Origin of the sequence: Iodobacter sp. BJB302 (assembly GCF_002735645.1) — a bacterium.
Classification (GTDB): domain Bacteria; phylum Pseudomonadota; class Gammaproteobacteria; order Burkholderiales; family Chitinibacteraceae; genus Iodobacter.
This window is the reverse complement of the sequence record NZ_PDZG01000034.1, coordinates 30,989-50,951: the sequence shown is the minus strand read 5'-3', so window position 1 is coordinate 50,951 and position 19,963 is coordinate 30,989. Positions and strand designations below refer to the sequence as shown.

The 19,963-nt window shown below is 51.4% G+C and carries 18 protein-coding genes; 4 read left to right on the top strand and 14 right to left on the bottom strand.

Annotated features, from left to right (window positions below; translation table 11 throughout):
- Window positions 1–399: 399 nt before the first annotated feature.
- From CSQ88_RS12345 to CSQ88_RS12295, 11 genes are all read right to left on the bottom strand, one after another.
- Window positions 400–786, bottom strand: coding sequence for a hypothetical protein (locus CSQ88_RS12345; RefSeq protein WP_143449475.1), 387 nt, complete (start codon window positions 784–786; stop codon window positions 400–402).
- A gap of 213 nt (window positions 787–999) precedes the next feature.
- Window positions 1,000–2,895 (bottom strand): ATP-binding cassette domain-containing protein, encoded by a 1,896-nt coding sequence (locus tag CSQ88_RS12340; RefSeq protein ID WP_099398399.1) that lies wholly within the window; start codon window positions 2,893–2,895, stop codon window positions 1,000–1,002.
- 119 nt (window positions 2,896–3,014) lie between these two features.
- Entirely contained in the window at window positions 3,015–3,509 is a 495-nt protein-coding gene (gene aroQ / locus CSQ88_RS12335; RefSeq protein ID WP_257212580.1) for a gamma subclass chorismate mutase AroQ, read from the bottom strand.
- 153 nt (window positions 3,510–3,662) lie between these two features.
- Window positions 3,663–4,127, bottom strand: a complete 465-nt coding sequence (locus CSQ88_RS12330; RefSeq protein ID WP_099398397.1) for a GyrI-like domain-containing protein — start codon at window positions 4,125–4,127, stop codon at window positions 3,663–3,665.
- A 20-nt stretch (window positions 4,128–4,147) separates the two neighbouring features.
- On the bottom strand, window positions 4,148–4,621 hold the full coding sequence (locus CSQ88_RS12325) for an EVE domain-containing protein (protein ID WP_099398396.1): 474 nt from the start codon (window positions 4,619–4,621) through the stop codon (window positions 4,148–4,150).
- Between the two features lie 21 nt (window positions 4,622–4,642).
- Window positions 4,643–5,008, bottom strand: a complete 366-nt coding sequence (locus CSQ88_RS12320) for a VOC family protein (protein WP_099398403.1) — start codon at window positions 5,006–5,008, stop codon at window positions 4,643–4,645.
- Window positions 5,009–5,059: 51 nt separating this feature from the next.
- Window positions 5,060–5,281 (bottom strand): hypothetical protein, encoded by a 222-nt coding sequence (locus tag CSQ88_RS12315; protein WP_099398395.1) that lies wholly within the window; start codon window positions 5,279–5,281, stop codon window positions 5,060–5,062.
- A 5-nt stretch (window positions 5,282–5,286) separates the two neighbouring features.
- Window positions 5,287–6,516, bottom strand: a complete 1,230-nt coding sequence (locus CSQ88_RS12310; RefSeq protein WP_099398394.1) for an aminotransferase class I/II-fold pyridoxal phosphate-dependent enzyme — start codon at window positions 6,514–6,516, stop codon at window positions 5,287–5,289.
- 12 nt (window positions 6,517–6,528) lie between these two features.
- Complete coding sequence (locus tag CSQ88_RS12305; protein WP_099398393.1) at window positions 6,529–7,734, bottom strand: MFS transporter; 1,206 nt, start codon at window positions 7,732–7,734, stop codon at window positions 6,529–6,531.
- A gap of 12 nt (window positions 7,735–7,746) precedes the next feature.
- Entirely contained in the window at window positions 7,747–8,475 is a 729-nt protein-coding gene (locus tag CSQ88_RS12300) for a TenA family transcriptional regulator (RefSeq protein WP_099398392.1), read from the bottom strand.
- Entirely contained in the window at window positions 8,469–9,032 is a 564-nt protein-coding gene (locus tag CSQ88_RS12295) for a GNAT family N-acetyltransferase (protein ID WP_099398391.1), read from the bottom strand. Before CSQ88_RS12295 ends, CSQ88_RS12300 begins: the two co-directional genes overlap by 7 nt.
- A gap of 180 nt (window positions 9,033–9,212) precedes the next feature.
- On the opposite strand from CSQ88_RS12295, the gene CSQ88_RS12290 reads away from it, so the two are divergent.
- Both CSQ88_RS12290 and CSQ88_RS12285 read left to right on the top strand, forming a co-directional pair.
- The gene (locus tag CSQ88_RS12290; protein WP_099398402.1) at window positions 9,213–10,088 is read left to right on the top strand and encodes a dienelactone hydrolase family protein; all 876 of its coding nucleotides are present in this window, start codon (window positions 9,213–9,215) and stop codon (window positions 10,086–10,088) included.
- On the top strand, window positions 10,085–11,071 hold the full coding sequence (locus tag CSQ88_RS12285; protein ID WP_099398390.1) for a GlxA family transcriptional regulator: 987 nt from the start codon (window positions 10,085–10,087) through the stop codon (window positions 11,069–11,071). Before CSQ88_RS12290 ends, CSQ88_RS12285 begins: the two co-directional genes overlap by 4 nt.
- Here CSQ88_RS12285 and CSQ88_RS12280 read toward each other — a convergent pair.
- A complete protein-coding gene (locus CSQ88_RS12280; RefSeq protein ID WP_099398389.1) occupies window positions 11,068–11,769 on the bottom strand; it encodes a YafY family protein in 702 nt (233 codons plus the stop codon). The two genes, CSQ88_RS12285 and CSQ88_RS12280, sit on opposite strands and share 4 nt — an antisense overlap.
- A 557-nt stretch (window positions 11,770–12,326) precedes the next feature.
- Here CSQ88_RS12280 and CSQ88_RS12275 point away from each other — a divergent pair.
- A complete protein-coding gene (locus tag CSQ88_RS12275) occupies window positions 12,327–17,078 on the top strand; it encodes an NAD-glutamate dehydrogenase (RefSeq protein WP_099398388.1) in 4,752 nt (1,583 codons plus the stop codon).
- 121 nt (window positions 17,079–17,199) lie between these two features.
- Here the strand turns inward: CSQ88_RS12275 and CSQ88_RS12270 are convergent, their stop codons facing one another.
- Window positions 17,200–18,606 (bottom strand): methyl-accepting chemotaxis protein, encoded by a 1,407-nt coding sequence (locus CSQ88_RS12270; RefSeq protein ID WP_180273643.1) that lies wholly within the window; start codon window positions 18,604–18,606, stop codon window positions 17,200–17,202.
- The gene (locus tag CSQ88_RS23000) at window positions 18,587–18,838 is read right to left on the bottom strand and encodes a hypothetical protein (protein WP_180273642.1); all 252 of its coding nucleotides are present in this window, start codon (window positions 18,836–18,838) and stop codon (window positions 18,587–18,589) included. The genes CSQ88_RS12270 and CSQ88_RS23000 overlap by 20 nt, the downstream gene beginning before the upstream one ends.
- 263 nt (window positions 18,839–19,101) lie before the next feature.
- Here CSQ88_RS23000 and CSQ88_RS12265 point away from each other — a divergent pair, with 263 nt between their 5' ends.
- Complete coding sequence (locus CSQ88_RS12265; protein ID WP_099398386.1) at window positions 19,102–19,908, top strand: hypothetical protein; 807 nt, start codon at window positions 19,102–19,104, stop codon at window positions 19,906–19,908.
- Window positions 19,909–19,963: the final 55 nt, after the last annotated feature.

Genomic DNA, 19,963 nt, shown 5'->3' with positions numbered 1-19,963 from the left:
ACATTAGAAAAACTCCCGACTTGGCCCAATAGCCGAATTGACGAGCTGCTGCCATTTGTTAAAGATCAGAACCCACAAGATAACGAAGGCTAAAGCAGTTGGCTAGGTGGGAGGGCTGAGCGCTTACCATATGGTTGCCGAATTTGTCTGCTTATATGTATGTTTATAAGGAGTATTATCAAAGGGAAACACCCTCTTCCCTTCTTTGTTGTCGCAGTGTAAACCTGCAAATCCTTTCAAGCCAACAATAATAATTACATGTTGTAATATATCTTACACCCCCGATTTGTCAGTATTCGTATATTGTATATTATGTAAAGTTAATGCATAAATAACTAGAAAACTTACAAGCTCTGTTCTGACGGAGTGATGCATAGAAAAGAAGGCTTTTTCATGCCGCTAATTAAACGCCCTGCAATCGATTGTCTGCATTCTTTTGCGATTTGCCGCATAACGCTCATGCAGCCATGCGGTCGAGTTTTGCCGCTGCATCGATAAAATATGCCGCTTCTCTAACAGCAAGGCAGCGCATTCATCAGCCGTATCCTGCCTCTGATTTGCCCAAGAGCGGGCATAATCTGCTTTGCGGTGCTCATGATTGCCTTGCTCTGATAAATCAGCCAAAGCCGCTCTTTCTTTGGCTTCCCGCTTGTAGTCAGAGTAATCAACGCTGCCAATCAGGGCATCTTTATCCGTAATAATTTTTTCTGTTTTTAAACCCGCTTCTTCGCAAGGCTTATTTTGATAGGTGTATTTGGGGCGGACGCCGTCAAAACATTTGAACATTTCAGCGGATGCTGAAAAAGAAACAAAGATTAAGCAGATAAAAACATAGGGCATTGTTTGCATTATCATTACGGCGAACTATACGCAAAGAGAATAAATGGTCAATATTACAGAGATATCACCGGCAATTTACAAAGAAAAACGCATGGTGATCAGAATGCCTGTGAAAGCACCCCGATTGTCCATGCGTTTGTAACGGCTTATCAGCCGCGTTTAGCGTAAAGCTTCCAGCTCATCCGAGATTTCCAACCAGAGCGCTTCCAGTGGATCGATCTTATTTTTAAGCTCGGTTTCTTTTTCGCGCGCTGTTTTTAATTCTGCGGCTCTTGCAGGCAAATACAGGCTTTCTTCGGCCAGCAAAGCCACCACTTTCTGCATTTCTGCCGTCAGCACCGCCATGTCTTTTTCTACCTTGGCGAGCTTTTTCTCTACGGGTTTACGCAGCACGGCATTTCGCTGGCGTGCGTCGGCTTCCAGTTTTTTCTGTGCTTTGCGATCAATGGCGCTGCTGGAATTACGCAGTGCGCTGTTTTCTTCGCTGCGCTTTTGCTGGCTGTATTTGGTGTACTCATCCAGATCACCATCAAACGGGCGAACTGTGCCGTCTTCGATTAGCCAGAAATCATCTACCGTGGCGCGCAGCAAGTGCCTGTCGTGCGAGACCACAATAATCGCGCCTTCGAAATCTTGCAGCGCCATCGTTAGCGCCTGGCGCATTTCGATGTCTAAGTGATTGGTTGGCTCGTCCAGCAGTAATAGATTTGGTTTTTGCCAGATCAACAGAGCCAAAGCCAGACGCGCTTTTTCGCCGCCGGAAAACGGCTCAATCTTGCTGGTGGCCATGGTGCCGTTAAAATCAAAACCGCCTAAGAAGTTGCGATGTTCTTGCTCGCGCGTTTGCGGATCAATTTTTTGCATATGCCAGAGCGGGGATTCATCCAGACGCAAATGCTCGAGCTGATGCTGGGCAAAGTAACCAATTTTTAGGCCCTTACCCTCTTCACGCTCACCCAACAGCAGTGGGTTTTCGCCAGCCAAAGCCTTGATGAAAGTTGATTTACCCGCGCCATTCACACCCAGCAAACCAAGACGCGCTTCGTTTTCCAGGCTGAGTGTTAGGTTTTTTAAGATGGGGCGATTAATATCATAGCCAGCCTGGCCGTTTTCCAGTTTAACTAAAGGATTAGGGCTGTTTTCAGGCTCGCGGAAGGCAAAAGTAAATGGCGAATCCACGTGCGCGGCAGAAATACGCTCCATTTTTTCCAGCGCTTTAACCCGGCTTTGTGCCTGGCGTGCCTTACTTGCTTTGGCTTTAAAGCGGGTAATAAAGGATTCTAAGTGGTTAATCGTGCGCTGTTGTTTATCAAAAGCCAGCTGCTGCAGCGATAAACGCTCGGCGCGCTGGTTTTCAAAGTCTTCATAGGTACCGGTGTAAAGCGTCAGTGCGCCGCCTTCCACATGCAGAATTTGCTTGATGGTGTTGTCAAGGAAATCGCGATCATGCGAAATCACCAGCAACATGCCCTGGTAAGTTTTGAGCCATTGCTCAAGCCAAACCACTGTTTCCAGATCCAAGTGATTGGTTGGCTCATCCAGCAGCAGCAAATCTGAGCGGCACATCAAAGCCTGGGCCAGATTCAGGCGCATACGCCAGCCGCCAGAGAAACTAGATACAGGATTAGAAAGCTCTTCGGTAGAGAAACCCAGACCCGCCAGCAATTTTGCCCCGCGGGATGCTGCGGTATAGCCATCAATGGCGTCAAATTCGCCCAGCAGCTCGCCGTGGCGGATGCCGTCATCGTGCGAGACGTTTTCTAATTCGTGTTCTAAACGGCGTAATTCGCGATCGCCATCCAGTACATAATCAAGCGCCGAGCAATCAAGTGCCGGGGTTTCCTGAGCCACATGGCTGATTGTAATGCGTGGCGGCATTTCGATATCGCCGCCATCCGGGTGTAATTCGCCGCGCATCAGCGCAAAGAAGCTGGATTTACCTGCACCATTGGCCCCTACTACACCGGTTTTGCTGCCGGGTTGCAAGAGAAGGTCTGCAGAATTAAGCAGCACCTTGGTGCCGCGTCTTAGAGTGAGGGATTTAAGTCGTATCATGGGGCAGGATTCTAACAGAGTGACTTACTTTCTTCGCCGCTGTTTGCTAAGTAATTAAGCCCCCTGCCCCCTTGTTTTATCAAATTAGCGCGTTTTTCAGCGGCAGCTGCGGCCAAGCTTCAGGGGCATTGCAATGTGCTGACGGCCATTTTGCTGACTTCGTCATCCGTCTGGCCAAATGTTGCGGTTTGTAAAGATTGTTTAACTCCGGCCTTGCATAAATCAGCCTGTATCGTTTTTAGCGCCATCAGTAATTGAGGGGTGAGCTGGTCCAGCACAGGACGCACCTCTTTTGCCAGATCCGGCGCGGGAGAAAACGGGACTTGTTTTTGCTTCTGCCATTTTTGATGAAGCTGGCTTTGGATCAGCTTACCTGCATCGAACTGAGCCTGAAAAAACGCCGCTGCAAAGCGGGGGTCAAGATCAATCGCCCGAGCTTGTTTTTCCACATCAGCCAGAATAGCCTGCTCGCGGGCCGGATCATTAATCGCAGCACCGCTATTCCATTTGCTTTGTGCCACCAAAGGCGCAACAGCGAGGCGCTGTGTCATTAAGCTGATTAAGGATTTAATTGGTGGCGTTTGCTCAGACTGTATCGCAGCTGAAACGGGCATCTGGGAGCACGCGACAAGCACCGGGCATAAAAAAATAAAAAGAAGAACAAGCACTCTGCACATAAGTTTTCCTGTTGGGATAAGCATCTCTGGCGTGGCCGCAATGATTATGCAGCCCACCAGACTTTACAGGAACAGCACTTTATTCGCACTTTATTCTGCAGCTACACCGATGTAAATATGCACTTCGGCCGGGCCAATATAGGATTCAAAATCACTCTGATAGCTGCGTTTAATGTGTGGGTTTTGTTCAAAATAAGCCCAGACTTGCCCCCATGCCTGTATCACAGCGCCGGGCATAGGCCCCACGCCTTCAAAAACCAAATAACTACCTGGCTCAATGGCGATATGCGTGAAATGCTCACCCCCCTGATGAACAGAGACGCCCGCCGTTAAATCGTAAAAGCCATTTGCATCGCTTTCAAACCCTGAATAAACGCCATAAACAGGAGAATTCGCCATGCGCCCCGGGATTTTATCGATTAAATTCTCTGAAAAAAAACGCCCCCAAAGCCTGGCAATTCTGGCCGTTGTGGGGTTGAATTCATCACTGTTTTTTGTTCTGACAGCAATACCTGCAACCGTAAAGCCACTCACTTCAAGACGTTTTGGATTCATTTTTGATGCTTTATGTGAATTTAAAAAGGAAAAACAGTTTGATTCGGGCCGCTGCTTAATAAAGGCGGAGGTGCACCAATATTTACCCCCATTGCATTCGCAATAATCTGCATATCATGCGCACTGATTGCAAACAGGCCAAAGCGAAATGGCGCGCCCCACTGACGCACACCTTTAGAAAATTCCAGCGGTTCTAATAAAGGCTGTATGGCCGCTTGCTGTGCGGGCCACCAATCTACATCTTTACGGTAAGGAATGAAACCGCCTCCCATATCAAAGGGATAGGGTTCCCCTGCCCTGACCATCCCAATGGCGGTAAAAGACTGCAATTTATCTTTGCCGCCCATTTCCGTTGCAGGGGAGTAATACACCACCCTGTCGCCAGGCTGAATGCGTTTTAGCGGGCCTGCCTTGCCATGGCAAACCTGCATAAAACCGCCTTCCCTGCCACGCGCCACATGGGTGGCACATACCACTGCGATCCAGTTATTCATCTCTTTTCTGCCAGAGTTTTGCTAAGCGGCATTCAGTGCGTAGACCCGTAAACGATGCTGATCTGGGTCTGTGGCCACAAAGGTATAGCCAAAATCCATCTGCACAGGCTTTTGTATAATAGTCAGCTCAGACCACCGGGCATAAAGATCATCAACGGCTGCCGCATCATCTAAAGCAAAAGCCAGCTCAGCGCCGCCACCGCAAGCCAGCGCGGCAGGCTCTACGGTGTTTTTTGCCCAGAGGCCAAGCTTTAAGCCAGACTCTGATTTAAAAAGTGCAAATGTGGCCGAAAGCTCAACAGGGGCAATGCCAAGGATTTTCTGATAGAACACCGCACTGGCTTCGGGGCTGTTCACATAAAGCAATACAAAGTCAGGATTAAACACGTTAAACCTCATGTGTGGTTGAAAGTATTTTCATCCTATAGGCGGGCTGTGTCAGTTTTTGTCAGCAGTGTTTATGGAGGATTTAAGCGGGATTGGGCTGCTGCACATTGCACCAAATAGTTTGGCGTCCACTCTGGCAAAGCCTGCCCGGCCGGCATCGAGGCTAAGCGCCAGAATGCCAGCCAGCAAGACGCCTGGCCAGGCCCGCCGCAACGAGGGCGACAAGGCCAGCGCCTGTAATACCAAGGCAAGCAATAACAGTGCACTTAACATGGCAGTTAAGCCAAAGCACTGGCTTGTTGTAAAGAGATGGAATGCGGCAAGCGGGCGCTGCGCATCTGCATTAAAGCCTGGGCAAGATCCTGGATTAGATCTTCTCTTGATTCCAGACCAATGGACAGCCGGACCAGATTTTCACTGATGCCTGATTGCTGCCGCTCTTCTGGTGAAAGGCGGCCATGCGTGGTTGAAGCAGGATGCGTCACCATGCTGCGTGTATCGCCAATATTGGTGGCAATAGATATCAGCCGCAAAGCATTAATAAAGACCCAGGCATCGTGGCGGTCTGTGCCCGCTTTAAAGCTGAATACACCACCAAAACCGGCCTGCTGCTGGCAAGCAAGCGTATGGCAGGGGTGGCTCTCAAGGCCGGAGTAATAAACAGCCTGTACATCTTGCTGATGTTCCAGCCAGGAGGCCAGCTGCAAAGTACTTTGATTAATCTGTACCATACGCAGTGACAACATTTCAAGGCTTTTTAACAGCAGCCATGCATTCATCGGGCTCAAAGAAAAACCCAGGGTGCGCAGCACACCGCGCAGAGGGGACATCAGCGACTGGGGGCCGCAAACAACACCCGCAACGCAGCGCCCCTGCCCATCCATATATTTACCGGCTGAATGCAAAACGAGATCAGCGCCCAGCAATAAGGGCTGCTGCATGATGGGTGTGAGTAAGGTGTTATCCACAACCAGCAAGGCATTCTTTGCATGGGCCAAACCAGCCAGCACCGCAATATTGACAATATCCTGCATGGGGTTGGAGGGGGTTTCAACAAAAACCAGGCGGGTTTGCTGATCAATTGCCTGCTGCCATGCCGCATAATCCATCAGACCCACTACGCGCACTTCAACTCCAAACCGGGCAAAGTAGCTGCGTAATGCCACCAGCGTGGTGCCAAACACATCCCGTGAGCAGACAATATTGCTACCACTTTCGGCAAACGCCATCATCACTGCCGTCAGCGCGGCCATGCCTGATGCAAAAGCCACCGCGCCTTCTGCGGCTTCCAGCAAGGCCACGCGCTCTTCAAACACCTGTACGCTCGGATTAGTAAACCGGCTGTAAACATGGCCCGGCTCTGCACCGCTGAAGCGGGCTGCCGCCTGCTCTGCAGATTGAAAGCGGTAAGCCGATGTCATGGCAATCGGCTCGCAAAAACTATCTGAATAATCGGCAAACTGCCCTTGGCGCAAGACTTGGCTGTCGGATTGGATATCAAACATCATGGCCTCAATGGTTTATGCCGGCTCTACTGCAGGCTGGTGTTTTGATTCGGTAAAAAAGAGAAAACATGCCAGCCCCGCTATGGCCGTGATCAGGGTCAGCACAATAATAGTGGGCCGGTAGCTATGGAAAAGATCGTAGCCATAAGCCCCCAGCTGGGCCGAGGCAAAGCCACCTGCCTGGTGCAGTAAAAATAAGACCCCAAATACCTGCCCTTTGACCTGATTGCCATAGCGCTCCAGGCATATTGCCGAAGTGAGCACAACCGTCCCCAAGTAGCTGGCCCCAAAAATGGCTGCAAAAAGATAGGTCGTAACAAGGCTGTTTTGCACAAGCAGCAGCGCCATAGCGAGGCAGCGCATTAAATAAAACAGGCCAAGCAGATTTTGCTGTGCATAGCGCGTAGCCAGCCAGCCAGCGGCCAAACCACTGATTAATTCAAGAATACCCAGCAAACTTAAGCTGAACCCCATCCCTGCGCGGCTGGCCCCGCCATCCTGCCAAAGCGGCACAAGGTGTATATCAATAAAGGCCATGGTGGCACCGCAGCCAATAAAACCGAGCGCTAAAACGTAAAAGCCCTGATCGCTCAGTACGCTGCGCCAGTTGCCCTCTTGCTTATGCTCTGCAACGGGTTTCTCAGGCATGGGAAGGCGGCTTGCCCACCACAGCAATAATGTGACTGGCCCTGCGAATAATGCGCCGATCACCATAAAGATCTGTTGCCAGCTAAAGTGCGGCTGCAGCCATAACCACAGGGGCGACAGCACAATAAACCCCACCGACGTGCCATTACTGATCACTGCGTAGGCAAAGCTTTTCTTTTTTTGCTCAAACAGACGATCAACCAGCACACCCATCGGCACATAGCTCATGGCCGCCAATGCAAATGCTGCAACTAGGCCATACAGAGCAACAAATAACCAGTACTGGCCAGAAAACCAGGCCAGCAGCACAAATGCAATTCCGCCTGTTAGGCTGCCCAGCATCACCGTTTTAATGGGTCCGGCCCGGTCAGATAACGCGCCTACCAGCGGTGAAGCCAGACCAGACACCAGCAAAAACAAGCCCCCAGCAAAGCCAAAATCTGCGCGGCCACGCCCAAAAGACTGGGCGAGATCGCTGAAGTACACTTGAAAAACCCCTTTAAGCGCACTGGATAAAAACATCGTAAAGAAACCCAGCCCAACCAGGGTCCAGGTGATTCTGGCTTTATTCATCGGGGGCTCCCGTCAGTTGCTCAGGCAAGGCTCGCTTTGCTGGCAATATTCTTGATAAAGGTTCTCGTACATGCCCCAGAACAGCTCGCAGGTATGCTCTACGGCAAACAGGGCCTCCTGTTGTTTTTGCTGGGTATCACAGAGTGTGCTCACCAGATTCAAGCCCTGCTGCACATGGCCAACGTCTTCTTTTTGATGTACCGAAAAAAACAAAAGATCGTACTCGTTCAGGCCATAAACCCCGCCCAGCAGCGTATGCCTTGCTTCACCCGCCTTGGTTTCAAGGTTTTGTCCTTCACTGGCAATCATGACCGCCGCTGCGCCAATATGGTATTGATCAGGATTGCGTACCGCATTCAGCCGGTAATCAATCAGACGCTGGGTGGCGGGCAGCGCCACAGCAGCATCACGCTCTTGATCGCTGATGCCCAAAGCCCGGATAAAATTTTGCATCAGCACAACATGGTTATCGGTACGGGATAATTGGCCTGTTTCTTCCTCGTACACATTAATCAGCAGCGCTTTCTTAAACTTGGGATGCGGGCAATAAAAGAAGAGATGCTCCACATAATCAAGAAAATGCTTAGTCAGCTGATAGCCCTGCAATGCAACTTGTTTAAGCAACTCCTTATTGGGATTTTTTTCATCCAGTAAGTGCAAAAAAATCGGATGAGAAAGCGTTAAATGTTTATGTAAAGTTTTTTCTAAGGTGGTTTTAAATTCTGCTTTTGTCATTAACATGCTGATTCCTCCTGTGTGTATGCTATTCGTTCCGCCAGCGATTCAACCGATTGCGCCATATAGTGCCCGGCATGCTTTTGGCCGTTAATTCTGGCGTAGTCTTCTAATACGCCCCATGTTTTAAAGCCAAAGTATTGCCACACCTGATGCGCCCGTGAATTGGCCCGTACATCCAGCACAAACTGCTCAATCTGCAAAGCGCGCGCCTTGCTGATCAGAGCCTTAAAAGCCGCCTGCACCAGCCCCTGCCCCCTGAAGCGCGGAGAAACCACGCCTTTGGCCAGCTCAGCGCTATGGCGGCAATTAGGCATGGTGCTGAGATTCATTAAAACAAAAAAAACCGGCTCGCCATTTTCAGAGCCGTAAAGCGCGTACGTTTCCCCTTTGGCTATTTTTTGAATCAGCGCGCTTAAAAATTGCCGGGCTTTATCTGCATCCAGCGGCTCGATAAACCCGAGCGTTCCGCCATCAGCCACCGTGGCATTAATCAGATCAACAATATTTCTGCCATATTCCGCAGAAAAATCTGGATTCCAGTGCAATTCAAGTTTTGACACATCCGCCCCTTATATACTTATTAATGCAAGTTATTATTGATCTTACTTGGTTAATTCCAAATGGATAAGCGAAAAAAAGGACAAAAAAAGCAAAAATAAGGACATAAAATTTTTAATGCACATGATTATGAATTTGCATTTAGAATGAGCACAATTGCAAATTCACAGACCTGCACGCTCATGAAAAATTTTGCTGTTAAAGGCCTTACCGGCCTGCTTTGCTGCGGACTTTTGTCTGCGGCGGTTGCCAACGAGCCAGAAGCCGCCGCGCTGAATACCCGGCTAGTTCACTTTCCTGCTTTGGGTGGTAAAACGCCGCTGGAAGTCATGGGGGTGTTTCGCACGCCACAGGGCACAGGGAAATTTCCTGTCGTGATTATTTTGCATGGCTCCGCAGGTATAGATTCACGCGGTGCCATGCATGCTCAGAACCTGGCTAAAGCAGGCATCGCCAGCCTGGAGCTGGATATGTGGGGGGCCCGAGGCCTGAGTGGCGGCGCAAAAGGCCGCCCGGACAAAGTGCACGACACCCTGCCCGATTTATGGGGCGCGGAAGTATGGCTGGCCAATCAGGAAAAAATAGACGCAAAACGCATCGGTGTGATGGGGTTTTCATGGGGAGGCGTGATGGCGATGCTCTCGGCCACCAAAGAGAACGGACCGCCAGCAGGGGTTCCGCCTTTACAGGGAAATATTGCGCTCTACCCTGTTTGCTGGGCTTATAACAAAGTGCCCGGCTATCGCTTCCAGGCGCTGAGAGCCACCAAAGTCTTGATTCTGGCGGGAGCAAAAGATCGTTACGACGATAGTGAGCAAGCCTGCCCTGAGCTGGCTCAGTCGCTGGAGCCTGAATATCGCAATCAGCTGAGCGTGCAGGTCTACCCCAATGCAGAGCATGGCTTCGATATGCTGGAAAAAGAAAACCTTTATCAGGATCCTTACTCACATCGCGGCAAAGGGGGAGAAAGCTTCTCAGCCCCCAATCCTGATGCGCGCGAAGATGCACGCCGCCGGATTGTAAGTTTTTTTAACGAACGCTTTGCCATTACGCCATGAAACGTATTTTCTTTGTGCTGCTTCCCCATGTACATATCCTGGATTTAGGCGGGCCGATGCAAATTCTGGGCACGCTGCCCGAACTGGGCCTTGCTGAGCTCAGCATTCACTGCGTTGGCCCCCATACAGGGCTCAACAGCTTTCAGGGGGTCAGCCTGATGGATATTGCACCGCTGCCCGCAAAATTAATCAAGGGCGATGTGGTGGTAATGGTGGGTAGCAAAATTCAAACCGATCAGCCATACACGCCTCATCAGTTAAAAGTGGTGGACTGGCTTAGTGCCTTAGGTAGAAACATGCCTGAGGGCGTCATCATTGCCAGTGTCTGCACAGGCGCGCTTTTTCTGGCTGAAGCAGGCTTACTTAACGGGCGATATTGCACCACTCATCATGATTACCTGGAGCGCTTACAGAAAGCAGCTCCCGCCTCCCGCGTGCTGAGTAAACGGCTGATGGTGCAGGACGGGCCTGTTTATACGTCGGCAGGTGTTTCAGCCGGGATTGATCTGGCCTTGCACCTGGTGGGCCAGTACTTTGGCAGTGCAGTTGCGCTGCGAGTGGCGCGGGAAAACCTGGTGCAGTTCCGGCGTCTGGAGCACGATCCGGAGCTGAGCGCGCCGCTTTGCTACCGCAATCACAATGATCCTGTCATTCATCTGGTACAGGACTATATGACACAACACCCTTGCGATTCAGGCACTTATGACGAGCTGGCTGAGCAGTTTTCGCTGAGCTACCGGCACCTGGCCCGCTTATTTCAACAAGCCTGCGGCATTACGCTGAAGCAATACCAGCAAAAACTGAAGCTTGATCTGGCCCGTCGCATGCTTAAAGACAGCCACCGCTCTATTGAAGGCATTATCGAGCACTGCGGATTTGCCAGCCCTCAGGCATTCAGAGCCGCATGGCGGCAGGCTGAAACGCTTTCTCCCTCTGTATGGCGCAAAGTTCAGAAACTCGACCGCGCACATGAGGCTGCCTAAGCACCCCGGCCCCCTGCAGGAATACCCTCGGCTTCACGCCAGGCTTTAAGCAAAGTCTGGCGCCGCTTTGGATAACGCTCATCCAGGCTGATCACTGACTGAATGCGATCCACCCGAAAGTGGCGGAAAGCCTGCCTTGTTTCACACCAGGCCACAATAACCCGCGCCTGATCAAAAAAAGCCAGCGCGCAGGGCCAGATCAGACGATGGGATGCTTGTTGTTTTGCATCCATGTACAGCAAATCCAGCTTCATCTCATGGCGGATGGCTGCCCTGATCAGATGAAGCGTTTCATCCGAATCACCCGGATGCATACTGGGGCCAATTAATAAAGCGGCGCTGTCGAGCTCAAAGCGCAGCTCTGCAGGCAACACGGCCGCAATTTTGCTTAATGCATGGTTTGCGGCATCCCCCAGCCCTGAATCGGCGCGATTGGCCACCCATTTGGCTCCCAGCGCCAGCGCTTCGATTTCTTCCACCGTAAACATCAAAGGCGGCAACGTAAAGCCTGGCCGCAATACATAACCCAGACCAGCTTCGCCTTCAATTTTTGCGCCCTGTGCCTGTAAGCTTGCAATATCACGGTAAAGCGTTCGCAAGCTGACCCCCAGTGTTTCTGCCAGTACGGCACCGCTTACAGGGTAGTGATTCAGGCGTAATTGCTGCATTAAACTCAGTAATCTTTCTGCTCTGGACAAGTGAGAAACCTTTATGGGCAATGTGGATGCGGCAGGCTGGCAAAAGCACGAAAACTTACAAGCACTTTCCATTCCTGCCCTAATTGGATTTTCATGTTTATTTATCAAGCCAATCAATAACAGCGCTGCATGTATGAAGCAATTATTTATTTTTCTGCAGTGCATTAACAAATAACACCCGAGCAGCAATTTTAAAACAGTCGTTTACTACTTATAAATATAAACGGTCATAAAGCGCCTATAACATGGGCATTGCAAGCGGCTTTATTCTTAGCAAAAACCAGCACCATAGGTGATTTCACTTATCAATATGTTCTTGATTAAATTTTAAAACCGCAGATTACTAATGGGGTGACAAATTAAACATTCTTGAAATTTACAATTTACCCTATTGTTAAAAATAACATGCTGTCAGGCTTATTCATTAACAACAACAACTTGGCGGCAATATCCTTACTATTGTATTCCTGCTATTAGTGAAAATCATGATGCGCCAAAGCTGGCAATGCCTGAAAGGTGGGTATAGAGTCAGGGCACACTGAACCGGAGCTTCTGTTATGACCGTTTTGTCCACACTCAAAGCACTTGGCGAACTTGCTGCAGCGAGTGACCAGCCAATCACCCAAGATTTTCTCTCTGCTTACTTCGCACACATTTCTGAAGACGATTTAATAGAAAAAACGCCGGAAGATTGGTTTGGAGCGGTGCTTGCGCATTGGCGTATGGCTCGCACCCGGGTGGCGAATACGCGCAAAATCCGTATTTATAATCCAAGCGTGCCTGATCATGGCTGGCAAAGCAGCCACACCGTCATTGAGATTGTTCAATCGGATCGTCCTTTCCTCGTTGATACGATCGGCATGTCTGTTGCACGGCTGGGTTACGGCGTACATCAGGTTGTACACCCCGTACTACAAGTAAGCCGTCAGGAAAATGGCGACTGGCAAGGCATGGGCGAGCAAGGCACGGCCGAATCATGGATGCATATTGAGATTGACCGCATCACGGCCAGCGAAGCCATTACCCAGCTGGAAAACGATCTGAACAACGCGCTGGACATGCTGGACGCATGCGTAACCGACTGGCCATCCATGGCAGACCGCGTCACTGCAGCACTGGAAGGACTGCGTCATCGCCCGCCTCCGCTGGATATGGTGTTGGTGCGCGAAACCAGTGCATTTTTAGAATGGATGCTGGCTGGCCACTTTATTTTCCTTGGCGTGCGTGATTACCGCTTTGCGGAAGATGGCAACCTGCATTTTGTAGGTGGCTCTGGCCATGGCCTGCTGCGCGACTCCGGCGATTCCGGCCTGTCGCACACATGGGCAGCCTTACCTGTTGATTTAAGAGAGCGCGCCTATTCAGCCGATCCGCTGATTCTGATGACCAAGGCCGATACCCGCTCCCTGATCCACCGCCCGGTTTACCTCGATATGGTCAGCCTGCGCGAAGTGGATGCCAATGGCAAAGTCATTGGTGAATTACGCATTCTTGGTCTTTACACCGCCAGCGCTTACACCACACCGCCACGCAATATCCCACTGCTGCGTAAAAAAATTAATGCGGTTCTGCTGGCGAGCAATGCCGATGTAGGCGGCTATCGTGGCAAGGCTTTACTGAATGTCATCGATACCTATCCGCGCGACGAGCTGCTGGAAATCGGCATCGACGATTTAACCCGCATCGCTCAGGGCGTCGTCAGCCTGCACGAGCGCAGCCGCGTGCGTACTTTCTTCCGCGAAGACCTCTACCGCCGTTATGTATCCGTGATGCTGTTTGTGCCGCGTGATAACTACACCACTGAAGTGCGCGTGAAGGTTGAGAAAATTCTGATGGAACGCCTGGGTGGCTACGAAGCAGAATTTAATGTTCTGCTGGCTGACAGCCCATTAGCACGCATCCACTTCCTGATTCATCTGCCGGTGGGCGAGCGCATTGTTTACAATGTTAAAGAAATTGAAGACGAAATCGCCCGTGCTGCCCAGCGCTGGCAGGATGACTTACGCAATCAGCTGACCCATGTGCGCGGCGAAGAAGCAGGTGCCGCGCTGTATCAGCGTTATCAGCGAGCTTTCTCCCCGGCTTATTGCGCAGATTTCTCCGGCCGTGTTGCGGTTTACGATATTGAAGCGCTGGAAACCAGCTTAAAGAATGACAAAATTGCCATCACCCTTTCACCGGGCAGCGTGGTTGATCCAACGCTGTGGCGCTTAAAGCTTTACCGTGGCAAACCGATTGAATTGTCCGATTGCCTGCCACTCGTGGAAAACCTGGGCGTGCGCGTGCTGGACGAGCGCCCTTATGAGCTGACCTTCGATCAGACAGAACACGCATGGATTATTGATATTGGTCTGCGCCTGCCTGCTGGCACGTCACTGGAAAACAGCATCGACCGTGAGCGCCTGATTGCTGCCTTTGCCGCTATTTTTGAAGGCGCATGCGAGAACGACAGCTTTAACCGTCTGATTCTGGGGGCTGGTCTGGCTTGGCGCGAAGTGCTGATTTTGCGTGCTTATTCATGCTATATGCGTCAGGTGAATCTGAAATACGGTATTGAAATCATTGCCGATTGCCTGTTGCGCCACGGCAAGCTGAGCGGCCAGCTGGCTGCGCTGTTTGTGATGTCGCACGATCCATCCACCAGCGCACCTGGCGTGGCGGATATTCTGGCCGAAGAAATTCGCCAGGCTTGCGCCAATCAATCCAGCGTGGATGAGGAGCGCATTCTCTCCAGCCTGCTGGCCGCGATTCTGGCTACTGTACGCACCAACTTTTTCCAGCTGGATGCTGAAGGCAAGAGCAAGTCCTACACCTCGTTCAAGATTGAATCGGCGCGTATTCCGAATATGCCGCAGCCTGTGCCGCTATTTGAAATTTTCGTTTACTCACCAGAAATGGAAGGCGTGCATTTACGCGGCGGTAAGGTAGCGCGTGGTGGCTTGCGCTGGTCTGACCGCCGCGAAGACTTCCGCACCGAAGTGCTGGGCCTTGTAAAAGCACAGATGGTAAAGAACACCGTCATTGTGCCGGTGGGCTCCAAAGGTGGCTTTGTGGTGAAAAACCCACCAAGCGATCGCGAAACTCTAATGACACGCGGCATTGAGTGCTACAAAAACTTTATCCGTGGTCTGCTCGATTTAACCGATAACTTAGTAGCGGGCCAAGTGGTTCATCCACCGCAAGTACGCCGCCTGGATGAGGATGATCCTTACCTGGTGGTGGCTGCAGATAAGGGCACGGCTACATTCTCTGATATCGCTAACGGTATTTCACGCGATTATGGCTTCTGGCTGGATGATGCTTTTGCTTCGGGCGGCTCGGTAGGCTACGACCACAAGAAAATGGGCATTACCGCCAAGGGTGCATGGGTTTCGGTAGAGCGCCAATTCCGTGAGTTGGGCATTAACACCCGTACCGATGAATTTACCGTCATCGGCGTGGGCGATATGTCCGGCGACGTATTTGGTAACGGCCTGCTGCGCAGCGAACACACCAAGCTTCTGGGGGCGTTCGATCACCGCCATATTTTCCTGGATCCAAATCCGGATCCTGCCGCGTCGTTTAAAGAACGCGAACGCTTGTTTAATCTGCCCCGCTCTTCATGGGCGGATTACAACGCAGAGCTGATTTCTGCAGGTGGCGGTGTCTGGCCGCGCAATGCCAAAACCATCCCGCTGTCGGCCGAAGTTAAAGCCATTCTGGACATCGAAGCTGACGAGCTGGAGCCAAACGAGCTGATCCGCGCCATGCTGAAAGCGCCGGTTGATTTGTTCTACAACGGCGGGATTGGTACATACGGGAAGGCATCCACCCAAACGCCAGCTGAAGCCAACGATCGCGGTACCGATGCAGTACGTATCGACGGTAAGGAATTCCGCTGCAAAGTAATCGCCGAAGGCGGCAATTTGGGCTTCACCCAGCTGGGCCGCGTGGAATACGCTGCTCACGGTGGCCGCGTGCATACCGATGCGATTGATAACTCGGCCGGTGTGGATTGCTCCGATCACGAAGTGAATATCAAGATTCTGCTGGGCCGCATTATGGCCGGTGGCGATCTGACCATGAAGCAACGTAACGATCTGCTGGCCTCAATGACCGATGAAGTGGGCGAGCTGGTTCTGCGTGATAACTATCTGCAAACCGAAGCCATCAGCCTGGAATACCAGCAAACGGCCTCGCTCTTGCCTGTGCATCAGCGCTTTATGCAGGCACTGGAGAAAAGCGGCCGCCTATCCCGCCGCATTGAATTCTTGCCCACCGACACACAAATCGCCGTGCGTCAGCAAGAAGGCAAGGGCTTAGAGCGTCCGGAACTGGCGGTATTACTGGCCTACGCAAAAATGGCATTGTTCCAGGACTTGCTGGCAAGTGATTTGCCAGACAGCCCGGATTGGGACAATCTGCTGGCGGCTTACTTCCCTAAACCGCTGGTGGATCGCTTTGGTGATCGCTTGGGCGAGCACCCATTGCGCCGTGAAATTGTGGCCAATGAGCTGACCAACCGCACCATCAACCGCATGGGTATCAGCTTTGTCTTCCGTCTTTCTGAGGAAACCGAGCTTTCCCCAGCCACGATTGTGCGTGCATGGTACGACGCCACCGAGCTACTGGACAGCGAAGCCCGCTTTGTTGCCATCGAATCGCTGGACAACAGCATTCCGGCATCCATGCAATACGCTATGCTGCTGCGCGAGCGCCGTCAGCTGGAGCATGCAACACGCTGGCTGGTGCAAAATCAGGACACCCTGCCAGATTACGCAGAGCTGATCCGCGAGCTGAAAGGGACCATCCCGGCGCTGTTGCCGCAATTGCCTGAGTGGTATGCGGGCTCGGCCAAGCAGGTGGAAATCACCCAAAGCTGGCTGGCTGCAGGCGTACCTGCTGCACTGGCCAAACAAAGCGCTTGCCTTGATGGTGCAACGCAGCTGCTTAATATCGCGCTGCTCACCAAAAAACAAGCCGCTGATGTGGATGCCGTAGCCACCATTCACTTTGCCCTGGGTGACGCGCTGGAGCTGGACTGGCTGCACAGCCTGATTGAGCAATTGCCACGCACCAACCACTGGCAAACGCTGGCACGCCTGGCTTGCCGCGATGATCTGCAGCGCGCTCATATCGCGCTGACCAGCGCCGCGCTGGAGCTCAGCCCTGGTGCTGCGCCAAGTGTGCGGGTTGAATCATGGTTGCAAAGCCAGGAAACAGCCATAGCCCACTGCCGCAGAATGTTTGAAGAAATGAAAACACTCGCGCCAGATCTCGCCATGATGTCTGCAGCATTACGCGAAATCCGTCATCGCCTGGCGGTATAAAGAAAGCAGAGCTCAGGCTCTCTTTATAAAAAATGCGGCCCTGTGAGGGGCCGCATTTTTTTATGCGAAACACGGGCATTGCCCGAAATAACGCCTTCGGGCATTAAGCAGAATGAAAACACTAACCCAGCTTAAAGCTCACCAGCGATTGATTTAACAGCCGCGAGGTGTTTTCCAGACTGACCGCTTCGGCAGAAAGGCGGTCGGCTTCTTCGGTGTTTTGACGCACATTGATTTCAAGCTCTTTGAGATCGGTATGCATATCGCCCACCGAATCGCTGATGGATTCACTCTGGCTGACGCTTTGGGCAAAGGCATGGCGCAACTGGCTGAGCAGTCCACGGGTTTTTTCCAGCGCGCTTTCTACCAGATCCGATGCGCCGGAAAGCCGGTCGGCCTCATCGGCATGCTGCGTAATGATGCTGGCTGTTTCATGAATGGAATGGGTGAGCGTGCCCACAAAAAGATCAGTTTCTGAAAGCGTTGCCTGCGTTTGCCCCGCCAGTTTTCTGACTTCATCGGCCACCACGGCAAAGCCGCGCCCTGCCTCACCAGCCCTGGCCGCTTCAATTGCGGCGTTAAGTGCCAGTAAATTGGTTTGCTCAGAAATACCTGAAATGCGCTGCAAAATCACGGTAATGCTTTGCACATCGGTAGAGAGCGCTTTAAAACGCTGCGCCAGCTGGCGGTTGGCGGCCACATGATCGGCCATGCCCGATGTCATTTCTTTCACCGCAGTGCCAGAGCCTGCCATCTCCTGATCTACGCCGCTTAATTGCAGCTGTACCTGGCCCAGCATTTCCCGGCTGCCCGCAGACAATTGCCCGATATGGCCGGAGCGGTGTGCGATATCGGCCAGATAGTGCTGGCCCTTACTGGCTGCATCCCGCACAAACAAAGCACTTTGCCGCACGCTTTCTGCACTTTTAACAGTATCAAGCGCATTATCAGCAACTTCTCTTAAAGTGCTGCTGAATGCCGAGCAAAGATGATTAAAGCTGCGGGCAATGGTGGCGACTTCATCTTGTCCGCGTGGCTTCAGCTCAGTAGACAGATTATGGTCCTGAGCCTGACGGGATATATGATTGGCAATCCCTAAAATAGAGCGGCCAAGCAAATTAGCTAAAAACCAAGAAATAATCGCCCCCACCAGTAAGGACACCACGCCAATTAGCAGCGTTTCTTTTAGTGCATCATTACGGCTTTGCATAGCGGCCTGCAGCGGCACATCTGCTGCCAGCAAAATATGCTGGCCTTTGTGCTGCAGCGGGATAAATACCGAGCGGAAGGTGCCATATTTATCGGTGTATTCGTCGTATTCAATGCTATTGCGGCTGAAAGCACGTAAAACGCCCTCGCTGGGATTGTATTTTTCCAGGTGCTGGCTGAATTTACCCGCAGCCACCTCCTGCTCCCCTGCGCCATCGGCCAGATAATAAACGCCATCCTCTTTTTGCCATAAAAGGTAGAGGTATTTCACCTCCAGCGGCCTGGCGTAATGATCCAGCTTAAGAGCATTTGCGGCCATTTGCGCCTTGCTTACACTGCCCTCGGTAAACATTGAGGAAAAAAAAGGCTTCACCCAGCAAGGTAGGCACAGCGCGCGCAGCGGCATTCAGGCGGCTGTCAATCAGGGCCACAGCTTGTTCAGAGCTTTGAAGATAGGTATGAATGGAAAACGACAGTACCGTGAGCAAGTTTAAGCATAAAAACAAGCACACCAACTTGGTACGCACACTAAGGCGGTGAAGAAATAACATGAGCGAGTTTCCTCTGGGTAGCAGAGCACTTACTCATTACTGTTGCTCAACGAAAGATTTTCATGGTTTAGTTTGTTTTTTTACTGACAAATCATTTTATAAAAATTTACAACAAATACAATTATGGCAAACTGCTTCAGGCCAGATCTATTGCATCGCGAGCCATCAAAAAACCGATCTTTACAAATCACATTAAAGATTGACGGTTTTTCTTCGATATATAGGCACAAGACTGACTACTTGCTTTCTCATCAAGGTTTTATATGAAAATTGCTGCCGACTCTATCCAAACACTCCTCCAGCCCTTAAACGCCCGCCCGCACAGCGAAAAAAACGAAGGCAGCCAGACGCAGGAAAGCAGCTTCTCTTTTAAAATCCCGAAATGGGATCCGGTTTCAAGCAGAAAAAGTGCAGCCAAAGCACGGCTGGATATGCTCAAACGCCAGCTGGATGGCATGTTGAAATTTGCAGGCGTGGGCAAAAGCAATGTCGCGGCAGCAGCCAGGCTGGCCAAGCAAATTGCGGCCGCTGTTGCAGAATATGCAGGCGTAAGTGGCGGCAGCGCTGTGCAAACGCCGCTCATTTCAGGAGGCAGCCCGGCTGCAGCGGCCCCGCAAACAGCACCTGCAGCTGGCAGCACAGAAAATGCCGGGGCAGTAGCGGGGCAAGCCGCAGAGCAAGCATTGCAAATTGCAGAGAAGGCTGAAAAAGCCGAAGCGACTGAAAAAACCGAAAAAGAAGAGAAAGCTGAAAAATCAAATAATGAAATGGCGTCGCCATCCAATAAGGGCATGAGTGCTGAGGATAAAGCTTTTCTGGAAGACGCAAAAAAAATCATGCAAAAAGCCAAGCTGCTTCTGGCTTTGGAAATCCAGAAAAGCAAAAGAGAATCCAAAACGGATAAATCGCTTTATCAGGATGCGATTAAAACCATGGATACCTCGCTGCAAAAAGCCACCGCCGCTTTAGAACAAGCAGCCAAAGCGGCAAACGCGCCAATGATTTACTCTGCCAGTGGCAACACCACCGCCATTCAAGTAAGCATGCCGCAATTTTCTGCGCAGGCTTAGCCCCAAAACAACGCGCGGCAGCCGGACCGGGAAATGTACTTTTAGCAATTTTCAA